Annotated in this window: 11 protein-coding genes; 9 read left to right on the top strand and 2 right to left on the bottom strand. The window is 31.9% G+C overall.

Annotation, left to right across the window (positions count from 1 at the left end; translation table 11 throughout):
• The first annotated feature begins 295 nt into the window (after positions 1 to 295).
• From L3J35_06780 to L3J35_06760, 5 genes are all read left to right on the top strand, one after another.
• A complete protein-coding gene (locus L3J35_06780) occupies positions 296 to 3,469 on the top strand; it encodes a PAS domain S-box protein (protein ID MCF6365894.1) in 3,174 nt (1,057 codons plus the stop codon).
• A 158-nt stretch (positions 3,470 to 3,627) separates the two neighbouring features.
• A complete protein-coding gene (locus L3J35_06775) occupies positions 3,628 to 4,920 on the top strand; it encodes a carboxypeptidase-like regulatory domain-containing protein (protein ID MCF6365893.1) in 1,293 nt (430 codons plus the stop codon).
• An 81-nt stretch (positions 4,921 to 5,001) separates the two neighbouring features.
• Positions 5,002 to 5,535 (top strand): RNA polymerase sigma-70 factor, encoded by a 534-nt coding sequence (locus L3J35_06770; GenBank protein MCF6365892.1) that lies wholly within the window; start codon positions 5,002 to 5,004, stop codon positions 5,533 to 5,535.
• Between the two features lie 2 nt (positions 5,536 to 5,537).
• The gene (locus L3J35_06765) at positions 5,538 to 6,482 is read left to right on the top strand and encodes a FecR family protein (protein MCF6365891.1); all 945 of its coding nucleotides are present in this window, start codon (positions 5,538 to 5,540) and stop codon (positions 6,480 to 6,482) included.
• 22 nt (positions 6,483 to 6,504) lie between these two features.
• Positions 6,505 to 8,022, top strand: a complete 1,518-nt coding sequence (locus tag L3J35_06760; GenBank protein MCF6365890.1) for a carboxypeptidase-like regulatory domain-containing protein — start codon at positions 6,505 to 6,507, stop codon at positions 8,020 to 8,022.
• A 44-nt stretch (positions 8,023 to 8,066) separates the two neighbouring features.
• Here L3J35_06760 and L3J35_06755 read toward each other — a convergent pair whose 3' ends face one another.
• Both L3J35_06755 and L3J35_06750 read right to left on the bottom strand, forming a co-directional pair.
• The gene (locus L3J35_06755) at positions 8,067 to 8,708 is read right to left on the bottom strand and encodes a hypothetical protein (GenBank protein MCF6365889.1); all 642 of its coding nucleotides are present in this window, start codon (positions 8,706 to 8,708) and stop codon (positions 8,067 to 8,069) included.
• A gap of 82 nt (positions 8,709 to 8,790) precedes the next feature.
• The gene (locus L3J35_06750) at positions 8,791 to 9,480 is read right to left on the bottom strand and encodes a serine/threonine protein phosphatase (GenBank protein MCF6365888.1); all 690 of its coding nucleotides are present in this window, start codon (positions 9,478 to 9,480) and stop codon (positions 8,791 to 8,793) included.
• Between the two features lie 171 nt (positions 9,481 to 9,651).
• Here L3J35_06750 and L3J35_06745 point away from each other — a divergent pair, with 171 nt between their 5' ends.
• From L3J35_06745 to L3J35_06730, 4 genes are all read left to right on the top strand, one after another.
• Positions 9,652 to 11,769, top strand: coding sequence for a M3 family metallopeptidase (locus L3J35_06745; GenBank protein ID MCF6365887.1), 2,118 nt, complete (start codon positions 9,652 to 9,654; stop codon positions 11,767 to 11,769).
• Positions 11,770 to 11,886: 117 nt separating this feature from the next.
• Complete coding sequence (locus L3J35_06740; protein ID MCF6365886.1) at positions 11,887 to 12,111, top strand: hypothetical protein; 225 nt, start codon at positions 11,887 to 11,889, stop codon at positions 12,109 to 12,111.
• 172 nt (positions 12,112 to 12,283) lie between these two features.
• The gene (locus L3J35_06735) at positions 12,284 to 14,620 is read left to right on the top strand and encodes a TonB-dependent receptor (GenBank protein MCF6365885.1); all 2,337 of its coding nucleotides are present in this window, start codon (positions 12,284 to 12,286) and stop codon (positions 14,618 to 14,620) included.
• Between the two features lie 22 nt (positions 14,621 to 14,642).
• Positions 14,643 to 15,446, top strand: a complete 804-nt coding sequence (locus L3J35_06730) for a DUF4249 domain-containing protein (protein MCF6365884.1) — start codon at positions 14,643 to 14,645, stop codon at positions 15,444 to 15,446.
• Positions 15,447 to 15,492 lie beyond the last annotated feature (46 nt).

Raw genomic sequence — 15,492 nt, 5'->3', positions numbered from 1 at the left:
AAATTAGCAACTTTTATTAATCCGAAAGGTAAGAAAGTAAAAAGATTTCATAAATTTTTACTTTTTTTCTTACCTTTGTTCAAATCAACTAAATCTTTAGATAAGTTTTAATTATAATTTTCAAATGAATATTTTTCAAAACTTTAGTATCAGGTCTCGGTTTAATTTTATTATAATATCTGTTGTTTCTTTAATTCTTTTTATTATCCTGTTTTTTTTATATACGTTTAATAAGGTCAATAACTATAACAGATACAACGAAAACATAGACCAACTTAAAATTCACTATATAAATATGAGAAGGTTTGAACAACATTTTCTTGTAAGGCACAGTGAAGACCCAAACTTCTTTATTACAGGAGAAAATACATATATAAAGAAATTAAAAAAAACATCTTCGGCTATTACGGAGTTAATAGTTGATTTGTCAAAAGACCCTATTTCAAAAGAATTAAAGCTCGTTGATTTACTAAATGAAATTAAAATTATACACCAAAATTATCTTATTACATTTAATGATTTAACAGAAAAAATATATAAAAAAGGTTCATATACAACAGGAATCACAGGAGATTTAAAATCATCAGGAGAAAAAACATATAAATACGCAAGCCCTTCAAATAAAAACAGAATATTAAAAATGATTGAATATTCTGACAATTATCTATATACAAATGAGGAGAAATATTATACGATTTTTCTTAAAGAATATGAAAAACTTATTTTTCTGCCTCAAAATAACGATACAATTTTAGAAGAACAGGAAACACCAAATTCACAAAATAAGTTTCAAGCCTCCTTGTCTGCCTTTAAAAAGAATTTTACGGCATTAACAAAAATAAACAAAGAGCTTGGAATAACATACAGGGAGGGCCTTGAAGGAGATTTAAGGAATTTAAAATTTAAACCTTTAGATGATCTTGTTCAAATCGTTACACAAAACAAAATAAAAACAGAAAAAAAATCCAAACGGAACATATACTTTTTCTTTACAGCAATATCTTTATTGTTCTTTATACTGTTTTGGCGATTTTCAAACTCAATTGTATTGCCTCTTAACCGCTTAAGAGAATATATAAAACCCCTTAGTTTAGGAGTTCTGCCGGAAGAAAAACCTCGCCTCGAAGGAAAAAATGAAATTAGCAATATCTCAGAAGGAATCAGCGACCTTGTAGAAGGGCTGAAAAAAACAACAAGATTTGCTATTTCTATCGGACAAGGAGAATACGATGTAGAATTCAGACCTTTAAGTGAAAGCGACACATTAGGAAACGCATTAATAGAAATGAGGCACAACTTAATTATTTCTCGTACGGAAGAAGAAAAAAGAAAACAAGAAGACGAAATAAGAACATGGACAAATGTCGGACTAACGAGGTTCAACGATATTTTAAGGCAAACACAGGGAAATATTAAAGAAATGTCAACAGCAATAATTTCAAATTTAGTGAAATTTATTAATGCAAATCAGGGCGGGATGTTTGTTTTTTCAGATGATGAAGATGAAAAACACTTAGAGTTAACAGCAGCTTATGCATACGGACAAGAAAAAAAGAAACAAAAAACAATTTTCCCGGGTGAGGGTTTAGTCGGAACTGTTGCTGTTGAAAAAGAAACCGTTTACATGACAGAAATTCCGGAAACATACATAACAATAACATCCGGGCTGGGAGAGTCAAAACCGCGAAGTTTATTAATAGTCCCAATGATTGTTGAGGAAGACGTTGTCGGTGTAATTGAGCTGGCATCATTCAATAAGTTAAATAAACATGAAATTGATTTTGTTGAAACTTTATCCGAAAACATAGCCTCGTCTCTTTCTATTACAAAAATAAATCAAAGAACTGCCCGACTTTTTGAACAGTCTCAAAGACAAACCGAACTTATGAAAGTTCAAGAAGAAGAAATGAGACAAAATTATGAAGAACTGCAGCAAGTTCAGGAGGATGCATCCGGAAGAGCTGCAGAAATGACAGGAATTCTTTCGGCAATTGATACATCGTCATTTGTTATTGATATTAACACAGGCGGCACGATTACTTCAGTAAACAGAGCTTTACTTGAACTTCTCGGGGTATCAGAATCAGGTATCGTAGGCTCAAATCACAAAGATTTTATTCAGGCAGAAAACGAAGAAGAATATACAAATTTCTGGTCGCTGTTAATGAGCGGAGAAAACATTCAACGCAACGAACATATTGTTATTAATGATAGGGAATTTTGGTTTTCTGTTGTATATGCTCCGATTATTGATGCAGCATCAAATGTACAATATATACTTACAATTGCAACAGATGTGTCAGAATCAAAAAAATTAGAGATAGAACTAAAAGAACAAGAGCAAAAACTAAGACAAAATATTGACGAAATAAATAAAGCCCACAAAGAAGCTGAAAGAAAACAGCATATACTTGAGAACACAAATGAGATGTTGAAAGCAAATGAAATGACTTTGCAGTCAGCAGTTGAAACAGCAATGAAGCAAAGAAAAGAGCTTGCTCGAAAAATTGAAGAAATCGCAAAAGAAGAGGCATTAATTTCCAGCCGTTTAGAGGGTATTAACCAAACCAACCTTACATTTGAAATTGATTTAGACGGAAATATTCATTCTGTAAACAAAATATTTGAATACATTTTTAAGTTTACAAAAAAAGAGATAATAAATACAAAAATTGCAAACCTTTTTAATGAACAATTTATACGTTCAAAAAAATATGCGCCTTTATGGGAAGATCTTAAATCCGGAAAACATGTCAGCGGAACATTTAATTTTACAGGAAAAAACAAACAAAAAATATTCTTACAAGGAACCTTTACCGTAATAAAAGACCAAACAAGAAAAACAAAAAATATATTTTTTGTCGGCTTCGACACCACAGACTTAGTACTTAAAACCGAAGAACTAAAAGCCAGAGAAACAGAACTATTTTTCCAAATACAAGATATGCAAGTGTTACAAGACCAATCGGCAAAACAACAAGAAGACATAATGGTAAAGGCTCTGGAAATAGCAGAAAAAGAAGCAATGTCAGAAAGCCGGTTTGAAGGTGTAAAAAAAACAAACATTATTGCTGAATTTGATAAAAAAGGAATAATTCTTAGTGTTAATGATTTGTTTTGCAAGATATTCGGCTACAAACAATCTGAAATTATTTCAAAAAACCACGAAATTATTATTTCAAAAGAATTTGCATCATCTGAACAATATAAAGAAGCATGGGACAAACTTCTTAAGGGAGAACATATAAGCGGCGAATTTCCTTTTATAGGCAAGGGCAACAAAAAATTATTTATACAAGGGACGTTTACTGCAATTAAAAATGCAAGTGGCAAAACCGCATCAATTCTTTTAATAGGGTTTGATAATACCGAGCTAATTAGGAGAACAGAAGAGTTAAGAGCAAGGGAAACAGAGTTAGAATTTCAATTAGAAGAGTTGAAACAACTTCAAGAAAAACTAAAAAAATAAAAATAGGTTCTTTTTGCTGTTTTGGTTGAACCGGCTTTCAAATAAACATACGATAAAACTCAATCTTTATTTTGATTGGGTTTTTTTATAGGGTAAAATGAAGCCCAACTATCTTAAGGTAAAAACAGATAATAATTCATTTTAAAAAATAAAATATCATGAAAAATCTAATGCCTACAAAACAGTTAAGCATAATAACGATAATGCTTTTAATTTTCAATTTAAATTACGCCGGCTCTGTCGTTTCAGGGCAAAATCGGTTAAACTCAAATTCATTTTTAACAATTGAAGGAAAAGTAATTGATAAAAAAACAAAAAAACCTATGGTTTTCGTAACAGTATCGGCTGTAGGAACAAATATAGGAACAGTAACAAATACCGAAGGGAAGTTTACTATAAACATAGACAATAGCCTGAATATAAAACAATTGAGCTTTAAATATATCGGATATAAAAATAAGTATGTGAACGTCGAAACTATATCCGAAAACAATGTTGTTATAAAAATGCAGCCTTTTGCCGTGCCCATTGAAGAGGTAATAGTAAGACCCAATAACCCGAAAGAATTAATTGCTGAAATTCTTAAAAAAATCCCGGAAAACTACAACAATAACCCAAATAAAATGATTGCTTTTTACCGAGAAACAATCAAGAAAAAAAAGAAATATGTTTCAATTTCAGAGGCTGTTGTTGAAGTTTATAAAGCCGAATACGACAAACCCCTGTCAAGCGATTTAGTTAAACTGTATAAAGGTCGAAAAAGCTCTAATGTTAAATCGCAAGACACAATTATTATGAAACTTAGAGGCGGCCCAAAAACAGCATTATTGTTAGATGTCGCAAAAAATCCGGATATTATTTTTTATAAAGATAATATGGGTAGCTATAAGTTTGAAATTAATGAAATTACAACAATAAATGATAAACAAAATTATGTGATAGCCTTTACTCAGGTTAAAAACCCGGAATATCCGCTTTTTAACGGAAAATTATATGTTAACGTAAAAACTTTAGCAATAACTGCTGCTGAATTTGAGTTAAACCTTGAAAACAAAGAAGCAGCAAGCAGATTATTCGTAAGAAAAAAACCTTTGTTTATGTCAATCGTTCCTGTCACAACAAAATACTTTGTAAAATATAAAGAGGATAGCGGGAAATACTATTTTGCTCACGCAAGAGGAGAAGTAACATTTAAATGCAATTGGAAAGCAAAAGTTTTTAATTCAAAATATACCGTTATGACAGAAATTGCAATAACAGATAAAACAGATAAAAATGTTGTTAAATTCACCAGAGCCGAGCAATTAAAAGCCGGAATTGTTTTTGAAGAAAAAGTAAGACCTTTCGGAGATGAAGATTTTTGGGGGAAATACAACACAATAAAACCAGAGGAATCAATAGAAAATACAATAAAAAAATACGGCGTTATCTTAAAAATTCAAAATAATTAATTTTCGCATTCAAAAAAGTCGATATTTATACCCAATATCGGCTTTTTATGAAAACCTGTATTTTTGTAAAAATTATCCGATTTGGAAGTTGAAAATTTTAAAAATATTAATATTGAAACCTTTGAAATTATATTCAAGAAATATTATTCTGAATTATGCCGTTTTGCCCTAAAATATACCAACAGAAATGAAGATGCCGAAGAGGTAGTACAAGATGTTTTTTATAAAATCTGGGAAAAGCGATTTTCTGTAAAAGTGAAAGTTTCTGTTAAATCATATTTGTATATTTCGGTAAGAAACAAATGTTTGCAAAATATAAATCACAAAAAAATTATTCGTGTCTATGAAAAACACATTGAAATGCAAAATAATACAGAAACAACTAACCCGCATGAAACTTTAGTTTTTGAAGAAAGCATCGATATTTTTAACGAAGCTCTCAACACTTTACCCGACAAGTGTATAGAAATTTTTAAATTAAGCAGATTTAAAGGCTTACGGTATAAAGAGATTGCAAAAGAAATGTCTGTTTCCGTAAAAACGGTTGAAGCAAATATAAGCAAAGCACTAAAAACATTCAGAATTTATTTTCCCGAATACGCACTAAACAAATAAAAATGTCACAAAAAGAATATCAAACCATATCAAATTTTATTACCGGAACTCTTTCCGAAAATGAAAGAAAAGCCGTTTCAAACCAAATAAAAAGCCACTCGCTAAAAAACTATTCCGGCAAAATAAAAACAAAAGAACGTCACATATTCAATGCAGACAAAGCTTGGTTTGAATTTAAAAAAGATGTTGAAACCCCGAAAACACCTATTCAGAAAAGAAAATCTCTGTATAAAACAAGAAATATTGCGGCATCTGTCATAATATTAGCGGTAACAACAATTTTCGGATATTTTTTAATAAACAATTTTACCGACAACCAATTTACAGAAATAAGTTCGGGAAATGAAATTAAAGAAATCGTTTTACCTGACGGTTCTGTTTTAACCCTTAATAAAAACTCCGAAATTAGGTTTCCTGAAGAATTTTCGAAAATTAACAGATCGGTCGAATTCTCCGGAGAAGCTTTTTTTGAAATTAAAAGAAATCCAAAAATTCCCTTTGTTATTAGATCAAACAATACCGAAATTACCGTTTTGGGAACATCTTTTAATGTTTTAACAAGTAAAAAAACAGATATTACGGTTACAGTCAAAACCGGAAAAATAAAACTCTCAAATAATAACAAAGAAAACATCATTTTAAAGCCCGAAGAAGTCGGAAAAATTGAAAATAACATTCTTTCCAAATCTGTAAATAAAAACAAAAATTATTTATCTTGGAAAACAAAATGTTTTAATTACAACGGAGAAAAACTAAATAAAGTAATTGAAGACTTTAATAAAGCATATAATGCCGAAATTGTTATTGAAGATCCAAAAATCGGCAAGTTACCAATTGTTTCAAATCCCCGAAACAAAGCATTAACTGTTGCATTAGAGATTATTTGTTCTGCACATAATTTAAAATACAAACAAGAAAAGAATAAAATTATTATTTATAAAGATTGAAGGAAAACGAACCTGTTATTATATGAAGAAGCTTGCATTAATAATATTAATGTGCTTTTCGGGAATAAGTTTTATTTATTCTCAAACTTCCCTGTCAAATAAATTTGTAACCATAAAAGCTAAAAACAAAAGCATTAAATTTGTTTTAAAACAAATTTCAAGTCAAACAGGTTATTTTTTCACTTATAGCCCGGATGTTATTCCCGAAAATAAAATTATTACATACTCTGCCAAAAACGCATCAATAAAAAGCACCCTTGATATGATATTGGCAGACAGCAGCTTAACATACAAAATTATAGAAGACCACATTATAATATGTAAGAAGCAACAAAGCAACTTTTTTAAGAAATCGGAAGGCAGTTCAAAAAATCAAATTTATATATCCGGAAAAATAACAGATAAAAGAACCGGAGCCCTGGTCCCGTATTCCTCAATCGGCATTTTGAATACCGGAATCGGAACCGTTTCAAACCAAAACGGGGTTTTCACATTCAAAATAGACAAATCACTAAAAGATTCAACCCTGTTTATTTCACACATAGGCTATAAAACTCAATTTATTACTGTTTCCGGAATAAAAAAAACCAAATATAATATTCAATTAATTGAAGATTTTATTTCTGTTCAAGAGGTTATTATCAGAACAGGCGATCCGGTAAAAATTCTAAAGCAAGCTTTAAAAAACAAACAAAAAAACTATCTTCAAAAACAGAGCATACTTACGGCTTTTTATCGTGAGGGGGTGATAAGAAAAAACCGTGTACTCAACTTTTCGGAGGCGGTCATTAAAATATACAAAACGCCTTATAAAGCATCTTTTAATTCAGATAAAATCAGCATTGAAAAATCTCGTAAAATTATTAATGCCGAACAAACAGATACACTTAACGTAAAGTTAAAAAACGGGTTGTATTCCGGATTAGAGCTTGATATCATCAAAAACCCGACAGATTTTCTTCAAGAGGCAGAAATGCCAAATTATAAGTACCGAACAACGGATATTGTAACTTTCGGAAATAAGCTGGCTTATGTTATTGATTTTACTCAAAAAGAAAATGTTGAAACCTCACTTTATAAAGGTCAAATTTATATTGAAACAAAAAGTTTGTCAATTATTTATGCCGAATTTGAAGTGAACTTAAAGGACGGAAACCGAAAAGTAAATTTTATTGCAAAAAAAAGCCGCCGTTTTAAAGTCATCCCTGTTTCTGCAACTTATAGGGTCAGCTATAAACCGGCAGGAGAAAAGTATGTTTTAAGTCATGTTCGTGCCGATTTAGTTTTCAGAATTAAGCAAAAAAGAGAGCTTTTTTACGGAAAATACAAAACCTTTTTCGAAACGGTTGTTTTGAATGTTGATACAGTTAATATCGAAAAATTTAAAAGAGAAAAAGTTGCTTCGAAAAACTTGGTTTTTATTGATAACGGCTATACCTATGATTCTGATTTTTGGGGAGCAAATAATTTTATAACGCCGGAAAAAACAATTTCGGATGCAATAGAAAAAATAAGAGTCAAGCTAAATTTTAAAAAATAAAAAAACCGTTTCTGCAGAAACGGTTTTTTATGAGTTTATTTAACTTATTTTTCTTTTGTGTAGGTTTTCGTTCCCGTTTTTGAAAAAGAATCTCCTCCCATTGTTTGAATAAAATCAAACAACGTAACAATCTCGTCCTTTGCCAGCCTGTCAAGTAAAAATATATTAATCCAATTATTAGACTTGCCGGATAATTCATACTCGAAAGTGTCTCCGTCCGGATCAATTTGTCTGAATTTTTCAATTAAAAACTCAACTCTTTCTTTGTTTTTAACATCTAACGCATCGTTCCCGTCAAGAAAATACCAAACACCTTCCATTGTTTCTTCTCTTATTCCTTTTGCCATTTGAAGGTTTGTATTGTCCCAGTAATCTATTTCTTCTTCTGTTACGACTTTAAATGTTCCGTCTTTGTCAATTGTAAGTTTTTCCGAATATTTGTAAGTCTGGCCGTCTCCGTTTACGGTTTCTGTCATATTTGCACCGTCAAAAGAAAAACTTGTAATCTCAGTATCTCCGCTATTAACATCTTTTTCTTCGTAGTCGGCATTTGTTAAATTCCAGACTCCCGTTATTCTGGCTTTTCTTGACAATAAAGAAAACGAATCATTACTCCCTTTTTTACATCCGGTAAAAGTTGAAAAAATCAATACCGAAAGAATTGCAACACTTAATATTTTTTTCATATTACTTGGTTTTAATTAATAAAATAATTAAGCAAAGGTACCCAATTTTTTTGTAAACCTAATGTTCTGCAGCACATTTTAATCAAACAAATTCAACATTTTCTTGACAAATTAACTCATAAGAGTCAAGATTCAAACAACACAGCCGATGAAGCTTTGTAAAATCATAGTATTTATGTTTTTTTGTGTAAATACAGCCGTTATCAAGAGGTATTTTATTTTTTCGATTTTTAATCTTTTTTAAAATTTTATTATAATTAACCGGTGTGTGTCCGTATATAATTGTTTTGCCCTTGGCTTGTCTTTTATCATACTTAAACCCTCTTATATTAAGCATAGAGTCAATATCTTCAAACGGTTTTTCTTTTCTGAAATCAAAACCTGCATGAACCAAAAAGAAATCGTCAAGCTCAATGTAATATGGTAAACTTTTCATAAAATTACGATATTTCTTTTTTATTTTCTTGTTTTTATTCAGCAAGTCTGCACTTTTATTCAGCTTTTTCATAAAGTAATAAAACGAACGCTTATCGTAATCTTTTTGTGCTTTAAGCACCTGATATTCATGGTTTCCCATAATCGGAAAAATACGAAAGCCGGATTCTTGCAAGTTAATTATAATTTCCAAAACTCCGCTGCTGTCAGGACCTCGGTCAATATAATCTCCTAAAAAATATAACTCGTCCTCTTTTGTAAGAAAAATTTTATCCAGTAGTGCCCTTAATGTTTTGCTGCAACCGTGTATGTCCGAAATAACGAGCCTTCGCATCATTTTTGTTTTGAAGCAATAAATATAAATAATATTTTTTGAAAAAATATAAATTTTCGGTACAAACAGCTTAAATGAATACGGTTATCCGTTTTTTTTTATTATTTGTATTAAAAATAAATTTATTTATGAAAGAATTCGCATATTTGTTTCTTAATTTAAAAAACTGATTTTATGAATAAATTATATTTATTATCGATAATTATTTTAGTTTTTATCGGTGCCTGTAAACAAAATGATGGGGCTATGACAGAAAAAGACAATCCTTTATTGGCGAAGTTTGACACTCCGTTTGGTGTTCCGCCTTTCAATAAAATTTTAAACAAACATTATTTGCCGGCTTTTAAAGAAGCAATGAAACAGCAAAAAGAGGAAATAGATGTAATTGCAGAAAATAAAGAAGATGCAACATTTGAAAATACTATTGTTGCTTTTGATAACTCCGGAGAGTTGCTGAACCGAGTCAGTTCTGTTTTTTACAACCTGAAAAGTGCGGATACAAATGACAGCATAAACCAAATTTCAAAAGAGGTTTCTCCTTTATTATCAAAACATAAAGACGACATTGCATTAAACGACAAATTGTTTAAGCGAATAAAAAGTGTTTATGGTAAAAAAGAGAATTTCAATTTAAACACAGAGCAAAATATGCTTTTGAAAAAGATATACGAAAACTTTGTAAGAGGCGGGGCAAATTTAGCCGAGAATAAAAAAGCCCGGTTTCGAGAAATAAATGAAAAGTTGTCCATGCTGACATTACAATTTGGCGAAAATTTGCTAAATGAAAATAATGGTTTCAGAATTGTAATTGATAATGATGCAGATTTAGCCGGTTTACCCGAATCTGTTATTCAAGCAGCAAAAGAAACAGCAGAAGAAAAAGGTTACAAGGGAAAGTGGGTGTTTACGATTCTAAAACCGAGTTTATTCCCGTTTTTAACGTATTCAGAAAAAAGAGAATTAAGAGAAAAGTTGTTTAAAGCATATATAAGTAGAGGAAATAACGGAGGCAAAAACGACAATAAAGAAATTATTAAACAAATTGTTAACCTTCGTGTTGAAAGGGCTCACTTACTTGGTTTTAACAACCATGCCGAATATGTTTTAGATGTTAATATGGCAAAAAACCCGGAAAATGTTTATGATTTACTAAATAAAATTTGGGGTGCTGCTCTCCCTGTTGCAAAAAAAGAGGCAGAAAGTCTTCAAGCAATGATCTATAAAGACGGCAATAATTTTAAATTAGAACCTTGGGATTGGTGGTATTATTCAGAAAAAATAAGAAAAGAAAAATATAATTTAGACGAAGAGGAATTAAGACCATATTTTAAACTTGAAAACGTAAGAGAAGGAATGTTTTTGCTTGCAAACAAACTATACGGAATTACATTTACTCCCGTTAATGATATTCCTCTGTATCATAAAGATGGGGAAGCATTTGAAGTAAAAGAAGCCGACGGAACACATATCGGAATATTTTACACCGATTTTTTCCCCAGGGAAAGTAAGCGAGGAGGGGCTTGGATGACAAGTTTCAGAAAACAATCAAGAATTAAAGGTAAAAATGTTACCCCGGTTATTATGACTGTAATGAACTTTACAAAACCGACAGCCGGCAAACCGTCACTTTTAAGCTTTGAAGAGGTTGAAACAATGTTTCATGAATTTGGTCACGCATTACACGGACTGTTATCAAATTGTACATACGAAACCTTATCCGGAACATCTGTTGCAAGAGATTTTGTTGAACTTCCTTCACAAGTAATGGAAAACTGGGCATCAGAACCCGAAATGCTGAGACTTTATGCAAGGCATTATGAAACAGGAGAAGTTATCCCGGAGGAATTAATCGAAAAGTTGCAAAACAGCAGTCTCTTTAATCAGGGTTTCAGAACAATTGAATACCTTGCCGCATCTTATTTAGATATGAAGTGGCATACAATGACAAAAAAAAATAACACGCTTGATGTAAATGATTTTGAGGAGTCTGTGATGAAAGAAATCGGGATGCTTCCGGAAATAATCGTAAGATACAGAAGCACAAATTTTGCACATATTTTCAGCGGAGGATATTCATCCGGATATTACGGTTATGAATGGGCTGCGGTTTTAGATGCAGATGCTTTTGAGGCTTTTAAAGAAACAGGTTTGTTTGACCAAAAGACAGCAAAAGCATTCAGAGAAAAACTAATTTCAAAAGGCGGAACCGATGAGCCGATGAATTTATACAAAGCGTTCAGGGGTAAAGAACCGTCAATTGAGCCCCATTTAAAACGCAAAGGGTTGTTATAAGCACACAATATTTGTGTTAAGCCGAGCTTTCTGTTCGGCTTTTTTTAAATCCTCTGAAAAGCAGTTTTGTACAGATATAAAAAAAATATAACTTTGTTGCATAATTTCTTACTTGGGATGGACAAAGCTATTAACAGAAAAGAAAAGCTAAAAAGAAAACACACTGTACAATTTTTGTTCAACGACCTCGAACTCGAGGCTTTTGAAAGGTATTGTAAAAAATATAAAATAAAAAATAAATCTAGGTTTATTCGAGAAACCGTAATGACAGAAGTTCTCGGACAATTCGACAGAGATTATCCCTCTTTGTTTGACAGTGAGGAAAACGGAGATCCGGATTAACTGCTTTACAAAACAAAATTTGCTTCGCTACTAATTTGCAGAAGTTTGTTTTTTCTGTTTGTAAGAACGGTTTGTTTTTTTGATGTTTCTGCTTTTATAAGCAATATAACCGATTAATAAATCGTCTTATGTTTGATGTAGCTTTTAACATCGTAAAATTAACTTTGAAGCCATGAATAAAAGTACTCTCTTTTTAATTATATTCTTGGTTTTTTCACAGTCGGTTGTATATACACAAAACTATACGATAAGCGGTTATCTTAGAGATAAAAACAGCGGGGAGGAGCTTTTATATGCTTCGGTTTATGTTCGGGGCACATCAATAGGGTGTACTACAAATGAATACGGCTTTTATTCTCTTTCGTTGCCAAAAGGGAAATATACGCTTTCTTATGGTTATATCGGGTATGGTTCGCAAGAGCAAAGTGTGAGCCTAAACAATAATATAACACAAAACGTTGAACTTTTGTTGAAAACAACAGATGTTGGCGAGGTCATTATTTCAGGAGAAAGAAATGATGCAAATGTTACGGGAACGGAAGTAAGTACGATTAAATTAAATATTAAGGAAAGCAGGTTAATCCCCGTTCTTTTCGGAGAACAAGATGTGCTGAAAACTATGCAGTTGATGCCCGGAGTAAGCCCTAGCTCTGAGGGCAGCAGCGGCTTTTTTGTAAGAGGCGGCGACTCTGACCAGAATCTCATTTTATTAGATGAGGCTACAGTTTATAATGCTTCACATTTACTCGGATTTTTCTCTGTATTTAATTCAGATGCTTTAAAAAACTTAAAAATGTATAAAGCCGGAATTCCTGCTCAATACGGAGGAAGAATATCTTCTGTTACAGACATCAGAATGAAAAACGGCAATATGAAAAACTTTGAAGTTTCAGGAGGAATCGGTTTGGTTTCGACCAGGATTACTGTCGAGGGTCCGGTTATAAAAAACAAAGCATCTGTTATTATTTCAGCAAGGAGAACATATGCAGATTTGTTTGTCAGAACTTTTAAAAAAGACTATAAATCTCTGACATTGTACTTTTATGATGTAAACGGAAAAGCGAATTTAAAAATCGGAGAAAAAGACAGGATATACTTATCCGGTTATTTTGGAAGAGATGCCTTCGGGATGGATTTTGCAGGTTTTGACTGGGGCAATAAAACAGCAACATTACGGTGGAACCATCTGTATAGCAATAAATTGTTTTCAAATACATCATTAATATACAGTGATTTTAACTATGGTTTTAATGTCGGCTTTTCTTCTTTTGATGTAAATTTAAATGCCGGTGTTTATGATTATAGTGTTAAACAAGATTATAAGTGGTATTTAAGCAAAAATAACACAATCAGCTTCGGGGTTCAAAGTGCTTTTCTTCGGTTTAAACCGATGAACTTTACTGTAACAATGAAAAACGACACAACAGAAGATGCGGTAAACAGGGAGATAAAAACGGAAATTGCAGAACAAAAAGCATTAGAGTCTGCGATTTATGTTTCAAACAAGCAAAAAATAGGATGGCTTTTTTCAATAGAGTACGGTATTCGTGCATCAATGTTCAACAATGTCGGTCCGTATGTTATAAAAGAATACAATGAAGAAAATGACATTATTGATTCAACCGCTTACAAAAAAAATGAATTTTACAATACTTATTTTTGCCTTGAACCGCGAATAAACACAACATTAATGCTTAATAAGATAAGTTCTCTGAAAGCTTCTTATAACAGAACGAGCCAATATTTACATTTACTGTCTAATTCAACATCCGGGTCTCCTACAGATATGTGGATGCCGAGCACACCGTTAATAAGACCGGAAACTGCCGATCAATTTGCCGTCGGATATTTCAAAAATTTCAAAAATAATATGTTTGAATTTAGTGTAGAGGGGTTTTATAAAAATTTAATTAATCAGGTTGATTTTGAAGACGGAGCAGATGCTTTCGGAAATCCAGATGTTGAAGCAGAGCTGGTTTTCGGAAGGGGAAAAGCATACGGGTCAGAGTTTTTATTGAGGAAAAACATAGGAAAATTAACAGGCTGGGCAAGCTATACCTTATTAAAATCAGAAAGACAGTTTGATGATATTTATAACGGAAACTGGTTCTCGGCAAGGCAAGACAGAACTCACGACCTTTCTTTTGTTGCGAGTTATAAAATAACAGCAAAAATAACAGCTTCGGGAACTTGGATATATTATACGGGGGATGCTGTTACTTTTCCTGCAGGAAAAATGGAAATAGACGGTGTAATCGTAAATATTTACACAGAAAGAAACGGAGACAGAATGCCGAATTATCATCGTTTGGATCTCGGCGTAACTTTTGTTTTAAAAAAAACAACAAATTTTTATAATGATTTAAATGTTTCAGTATATAACGTATATAACAGAAAAAATGCATATTCAATAACATTTCAAGAAAACAAAGAAACCGGAAATCCGGAGGCAGAACGAATGGCTTTGTTTGGTATAGTTCCGTCTGTTTCTTGGAATTTCCGATTTTAAACTTTAATTAATAGTATCAAAAATGGTAAAACCTGTTATTACATATACAGTTATTGCTGTTCTTTTTTTTGGTTCTTGTACCGAGATTATAGATTTGAAATTAAAAAATACAGAACCCAGAGTTGTTATTGAGGCTGTTTTAAACGCAAGTGACAGCACTTTTAAAGTAGACATTACAATGAGCAACGACTTTTATGAAACAGGCGACTTTGAAAAAATCAGCGAGGCAGAGGTTGTTTTGAAGAAGAATGATGAAATATCGTATAGTATTCCCGAAACAGAAGACGGTATATATTTTTCAGAAAACATAGAAACAATTACAAATGACGAGTTTCAATTGAGCATAACAATTGACGGAAAAGTATATGAGGCCACAACTAAAACACCGTATTCTGCGGAAATAGCAAATATAATTCCGGCACCTTTCATTCCCCCCGGAGGCGGACAACAAAACGACACAACACAATACTTTCAAATTATGACTCTTTGGAAAGACTCGTTAGGTGTTGATAATTACTATCGTTTGAAGGCTTATGTAAACAATAGCTTTAGTGCAAAAGATTATATTTTAACAGATGACAGGGTCGGCGACGGAGACACTTTGGGTGTTGTTATTGTATTAGAATTGTACAGCGGGGATTTATTAAAATTAGAGTTGTTGTCAACTGATAAAAAGTATTTTGATTATTTTATGGACTTAGCAATCATTCAGGGACAAGGTCCGAGTTCTGCAACACCTTATAATCCGAAAGGAAACTTTAATAACGGGGCATTAGGATATTTTGGGATTTACGGTGTCTCAGAATTTGAGTTTATGCTGCCTTAATAAAAAGCTGAGAGAGCCTTAAACACATAAAACCTTGACCTTAAAA

It is taken from the genome of Bacteroidales bacterium (assembly GCA_021648725.1).
GTDB lineage: Bacteria > Bacteroidota > Bacteroidia > Bacteroidales > JAADGE01 > JAADGE01.
Note: the sequence above shows the minus strand (reverse complement) of the source record. Positions and strands in the feature narration are given on the sequence as shown.

Coding starts and splice junctions, on each gene's coding strand:
- L3J35_06780 (MCF6365894.1), top strand. CDS start 296: ATGAGAAGGTTTGAACAACATTTTCTTGTAAGGCACAGTGAAGACCCA.
- L3J35_06775 (MCF6365893.1), top strand. CDS start 3,628: ATGAAAAATCTAATGCCTACAAAACAGTTAAGCATAATAACGATAATG.
- L3J35_06765 (MCF6365891.1), top strand. CDS start 5,538: ATGTCACAAAAAGAATATCAAACCATATCAAATTTTATTACCGGAACT.
- L3J35_06760 (MCF6365890.1), top strand. CDS start 6,505: ATGAAGAAGCTTGCATTAATAATATTAATGTGCTTTTCGGGAATAAGT.
- L3J35_06755 (MCF6365889.1), bottom strand. CDS start 8,708: ATGAAAAAAATATTAAGTGTTGCAATTCTTTCGGTATTGATTTTTTCA.
- L3J35_06750 (MCF6365888.1), bottom strand. CDS start 9,480: ATGATGCGAAGGCTCGTTATTTCGGACATACACGGTTGCAGCAAAACA.
- L3J35_06745 (MCF6365887.1), top strand. CDS start 9,652: ATGAATAAATTATATTTATTATCGATAATTATTTTAGTTTTTATCGGT.
- L3J35_06740 (MCF6365886.1), top strand. CDS start 11,887: ATGGACAAAGCTATTAACAGAAAAGAAAAGCTAAAAAGAAAACACACT.
- L3J35_06735 (MCF6365885.1), top strand. CDS start 12,284: ATGAATAAAAGTACTCTCTTTTTAATTATATTCTTGGTTTTTTCACAG.
- L3J35_06730 (MCF6365884.1), top strand. CDS start 14,643: ATGGTAAAACCTGTTATTACATATACAGTTATTGCTGTTCTTTTTTTT.